The following is a 4,801-nucleotide window of genomic DNA, read 5'->3' on the forward strand; positions in this document are numbered from 1 at the left end:
CCGGGCCCCTGGCAGGGTGTGGATCTCCTGCGTTGGGTCGCCGCAGGTCGGGAAGTCAAGGTGCCGCGGCCGCAACGGTGGGCGCGGGGACGCCGGAATAGGCTGACGCCATGACGCGCAGCACCGCTCTGCTCACCGACCGCTACGAACTCACGATGCTGGATGCGGCCCTCCGCGACGGCACGGCCTCGCGCCGGTGCGTGTTCGAGGTGTTCGGGCGCCGGCTCTCCGGCGGGCGCCGCTTCGGCGTCGTCGCGGGCACCGGCCGGCTGCTGGAGGCCATCCGCGACTTCCGCTTCGGCGACGACGAGCTGCGCTACCTGCGGGATGCGAGGGTGGTGGATGCCACGACCCTCGACTTCCTCGCCGACTACCGCTTCACGGGATCGGTGACCGGCTATCGCGAGGGCGAGGTGTACTTCCCCGGCTCGCCACTGCTGACCGTGGAGGGGACGGTCGCGGAGGCCGTGCTGCTGGAGACGCTCGCGCTCAGCATCCTGAACTACGACTCCGCCGTGGCCACCGCCGCCGCGCGCATGAGCGTCGCCGCCGGCGACCGACCGCTCGCCGAGATGGGCTCGCGTCGCGCAAGCGAGGAGGCGGCCGTCGCCGCCGCCCGCGCCGCGTACATCGTGGGCTTCTCGGCCACCAGCAACCTCGAGGCGGGGCGGCGGTGGGGCGTTCCGACGATGGGAACCGCCGCCCACGCGTGGACCCTGCTGCACGACAGCGAAGAAGACGCGTTCCGTTCGCAGGTCGACGCGCTCGGCAGCGGCACCACTCTGCTCGTCGACACCTACGACATCGCGGAGGGCGTACGCACGGCCGTGCGCGTGGCCGGCACGCAGCTGGGCGGCGTGCGCATCGATTCGGGCGACCTGCCGATCGTCGCGGGTGAGGTTCGGACGCTGCTGGACGAACTCGGCGCCACGGGCACGCGCATCACCGTCACGAGCGACCTCGACGAATACGCTCTCGCCGCCCTCGCGGCCTCCCCCGTCGACTCCTACGGCGTCGGGACCTCGGTCGCGACCGGCTCGGGCGTTCCGACCGCGGGTCTGGTGTTCAAACTCGTCGCGCGCGAAGCGACCGACGGGTCGTGGGTGGGTGTGGCCAAGGCGTCGACGCAGAAGGCCTCGCACGGCGGCCGCAAGGCCGCGTTCCGCACCCTCGATGGGGGTACGGCTGCCGCCGAACTCATCATGGTCAGCGACGGGTTCGAAGAACTGTCCACCGCCGCCGAGCATCCCGACGCCCGTCCCCTGCAGACCATGCTCATGCGCGACGGCGAAGCCGATGCCGCAGCCCTGGGCCCTGAGGGCGTCGAGGCCGCACGCCGACACCATGCCCGCGTGCGCGAGGAACTGCCCGTGCGGGCGCTGGCGCTCAGCAAGTCGGAGCCCGCTCTGCCGACGGAGTACCGCGAGGCGGGCTGACCGGCGACGAGGGCAGGCGAGCGACCCGAACGGGACCGGTGCTGAGGTTCGCCGTCCCGTTGACGGACGGGTCGACGGACCGTGGGTCGCGCAGGTGAGACGTCGGGTGACCGGAGCCCCCATCAGGCTGTGCCGGTTCGGCCGCCCGGTTAGCGTGGATGGTTCCGCGATCCCGCCGACGGCACCGCGGGAAAGGACCCCTGTGCTCCACCCCGCAGCCGATACCCCTCCGCCGACGCGCCGCGGTGTCATCGCTGCGGCAGCCTGGGCGGTGCCCGCGATCGTCGCAGCGACCGCGACTCCCGCCCTCGCCGCGTCGGGAGGCAGCGTCCCGGTCGCCAAGATCCGCCCGAGTTCGGACTTCGCGGCGCAGGATCTGCACGAGTACGACGCCGCGACGAACAGCAACCGGGGTCCCATCGCGGTCTATGTCCGCGCGCGGTACGACCAGGACATCGTGTGGTGGCCCGAGCGCGACCCCGCCGTGGCGGTCATCCCCTACGTCGTCTCCGTGGAGGGGCCGCTCGGGCCGTCGACGATGACCGGGGTGCTCAGCATCCCGATCGGTGGATACGTGCAGGACACGCGCACCTACCCGGCCGATGGCACCCACCCCGTGCCCAGCGGGACCTATCGCTTCACGCTCGTGCTGTTCGGCTCAGACGGGTCGAAGGCTGCGACGACCTCGGTGGAGATCAGCTGACGCTCACTTGACGAGCGACTCGTAGATCTCTTTGCACTGCGGGCACACCGGGAACTTCTCGGGGTCGCGACCCGGGGTCCACTTCTTGCCGCACAGCGCGCGCACCGGCTTGCCCGTGATGGCCGACTCGAGGATCTTGTCCTTCTTCACATAGTGCGAGAAGCGCTCATGGTCACCGGGCTCGATGTTCTCTTCGCGGATGAGCTCTTCGAGCTCTCGATCCAGGGTCGCGAGACCCCCGCTGTCAGGACTGTCGAGAGGCGTGCTCATGGAGAGCCAGTGTAGCCGCGGACCGCGCCCGGCGGTCGGAAGGGTTCGACTCAGGTCGCTTCGGCGAACTCCATGAGGCGGGTGGCGCGACGCTCGTAGACCACCGCGCCCCCCAGGATTCCGAGGATCAGCACGACCGCACCGGCGCCCACACCGACCCAGAGCGCGAACATCGCATCGATGGCGGTGCCGTTGATGGCCTGCCAGGTCAGCCAGCCCGCGGGCAGCGCGGTGAGCACCGCCCCGAGCATGACGAGTCCCTGTGCGACGACCCCACCCGAGCCGGTGCGCTGCGGCTGCTGGAAGGGGCTGTCACCCGGCCGCGATACCGCGTAGGGGGCCACCACCGACGAAACACTCGACAAGCCCAGACCGCCGAGGAACAGGGCCGCGCATACGCCGACCATGGCCGGGAAGATCGCCCAGCGACCGTGCGCGACGATCGCGAGCGGCAGGCTGAGGGCGAGGATCGGGATGCCGATGAGCAGAATGGGCACGAGGCGCCCCACGCGGTCGGGGATGCCGCGCACGCCGCTGGCGATGTGCATCCACAGGGCCGTGGAGTCGTACGCGAGATCGTTGTGGGGCAGCCAGCCGAAGAACAGCGCCATGATCGGCACCGGCAGCAGCACCGCCAGCTCGAACGGCACTCCCGCGACGAGCAGCGGCACCGTGGAGACCACGGCCGCGATCGGCACGATCACGACGTTGACGATGTAACGCCGGTCGCGGAGCCAGTACGACAGGCTCCGGGCGGCGACGGCTCCTCCGGGGGTGCCCGGAAGAAGAGCGAACCACCCGAGTCCGCCGCGCTCGCGCACCGCGACCGGGCGACGCGTCGTGGTGAGCAGCACCTCGACCAGGGCGAACCATGCGAGGGTGAGCAGCGCCACGGTCGCGAGGGCGACGACGAGGCTGCCCACGGCCGCACCGGTCGTCGGTGCGAGGCCGATGGCCCACGCGGCCCCGACGGGCGTCCACGACAGGATCTCAGCCGCCGACGCCAGCTGCGACGGCACCGCGCCGCGCCACTCGAGCGATCCGAGGAACACCCCGATCGGCACGACGACGACGAGCACCGCGATGAGGTAGACGCTCATCAGTTCGCGGGATTGCCGGGGTCGCTGCACCAGCGCCCCGAGGGCCATGCTGACGCGGGCGAACAGCACGCACGTCGTGAGACCCAGAACGACGGATGCCACGCCCGCCACCACCGAGGCACCGTGCGCGCCCCACGCCACGGCGACGCTGACGCCGAGCACGAGGGTCACGAGGACGGGCACGCTGAAGAAGCCGGCGAGCAGGAGCGCGCCGGCGAGCGGACGCGGCTCGGGGCCCACGACCGCGAACCGCCGCGGATCGAGCGGGTCGATCGAGGCCGTGACCGGTGGACCGACAGCGAACCCCAGGGTCACCGCGGAACCGGCCAGAACGGTGACGACCGCTGTCGTGAGGCGGTCGGCATCCGCGAGCCCGGCGGCGCTCACGGCCGCGAAGACGGTGGCCGCGATGAGTACGACGACGCCGATCGCCCGCCGGATCACGTCGCGCCGGTCGCCCCGCAGGGCGCCCAGCATCATCGCCAGTCTCAGGCGGAGAACGTGTGCAACCACTCGAGGCCCTCCACGTCGCCCAGTCCGCCCGAAAGTTCACGGAAACGTTGTTCCAGCGTGCCCTCGCCGCGCACCTCGTCGACGGTGCCCTCGGCGAGCACCTGGCCCGACACGATGACCGCGACGCGGGAACACACCCGCTCGACGAGCTCCATGCCGTGGCTCGACAGGATCACCGTGCCGCCGTGGTCGACGTAGGTGCGGAGGATGTCGAGGATGACACCGCTGGACACCGGATCGACGGCCTCGAAGGGCTCGTCGAGTACGAGCAGGCGCGGGGAATGGATCATCGCACCCGCGAGCATGACCTTCTTCGTCATTCCCGCCGAGTAGTCGGAAACGGGCCGCGCGAGCGCATCGACGAGGTCGAACGCGCGGGCGAGGTCGGCCATGCGGCTTTCGACGAGACCGCTGGGGAGCCCCCGCAGCGCACCGTAGTACGACAGCAATTGGCGACCCGTCAGACGGTCGAAGGTGCGCAGGCGATCGGGCAGTACGCCGATCATCTTCTTCGCCTCGCGCGCCCGCTTCTTGGCATCGACGCCGTTGATCGTCACGGCGCCCCCGTCGGCGCGGAGCAGCCCCGCGATGATCGACAGGGTCGTGGTCTTGCCGGCGCCGTTGGGGCCGACCAGACCGTAGAAGGAGCCCGCGGGCACGGTCAGGTCGATCGCGTCGACGGCGCGGAGCTCGCCGAACGTCTTGGTGATGTGGCGGAGCGTGAGCGCGGGGACGACGGCGTCGGCAGCCGGATCGGTGGATGCCGCTGTGTCGGCGGC

Annotated in this window: 5 protein-coding genes; 2 read left to right on the forward strand and 3 right to left on the reverse strand. The window is 71.1% G+C overall.

What is annotated here, in order from left to right; all coding sequences use genetic code 11:
- Positions 1-110: 110 nt before the first annotated feature.
- Together RWP81_RS14330 and RWP81_RS14335 are read left to right on the forward strand one after the other, a co-directional pair.
- On the forward strand, positions 111-1,436 hold the full coding sequence (locus RWP81_RS14330) for a nicotinate phosphoribosyltransferase (protein ID WP_314457195.1): 1,326 nt from the start codon (positions 111-113) through the stop codon (positions 1,434-1,436).
- Between the two features lie 202 nt (positions 1,437-1,638).
- Positions 1,639-2,139, forward strand: coding sequence for a hypothetical protein (locus tag RWP81_RS14335; protein ID WP_314457196.1), 501 nt, complete (start codon positions 1,639-1,641; stop codon positions 2,137-2,139).
- Between the two features lie 3 nt (positions 2,140-2,142).
- On the opposite strand, the gene RWP81_RS14340 is transcribed toward RWP81_RS14335, so the two are convergent.
- The 3 genes from RWP81_RS14340 to RWP81_RS14350 form a co-directional block, all read right to left on the reverse strand.
- Entirely contained in the window at positions 2,143-2,409 is a 267-nt protein-coding gene (locus tag RWP81_RS14340; RefSeq protein ID WP_055953839.1) for a DUF3039 domain-containing protein, read from the reverse strand.
- Between the two features lie 50 nt (positions 2,410-2,459).
- Positions 2,460-3,986 (reverse strand): hypothetical protein, encoded by a 1,527-nt coding sequence (locus RWP81_RS14345; RefSeq protein WP_314457198.1) that lies wholly within the window; start codon positions 3,984-3,986, stop codon positions 2,460-2,462.
- An 11-nt stretch (positions 3,987-3,997) separates the two neighbouring features.
- Positions 3,998-4,801, reverse strand: an 804-nt coding sequence (locus tag RWP81_RS14350) for an ABC transporter ATP-binding protein (protein ID WP_314457200.1), incomplete at its 5' end; no start/stop codon positions are given.

This window comes from uncultured Microbacterium sp., assembly GCF_963521695.1.
Classification (GTDB): Bacteria; Actinomycetota; Actinomycetes; order Actinomycetales; family Microbacteriaceae; genus Microbacterium.

Bases quoted from the DNA above. Each gene is read 5' to 3' on its own strand.
- RWP81_RS14330 (WP_314457195.1), top strand. From the start codon at position 111: ATGACGCGCAGCACCGCTCTGCTCACCGACCGCTACGAACTCACGATG.
- RWP81_RS14340 (WP_055953839.1), bottom strand. From the start codon at position 2,409: ATGAGCACGCCTCTCGACAGTCCTGACAGCGGGGGTCTCGCGACCCTG.
- RWP81_RS14345 (WP_314457198.1), bottom strand. From the start codon at position 3,986: ATGCTGGGCGCCCTGCGGGGCGACCGGCGCGACGTGATCCGGCGGGCG.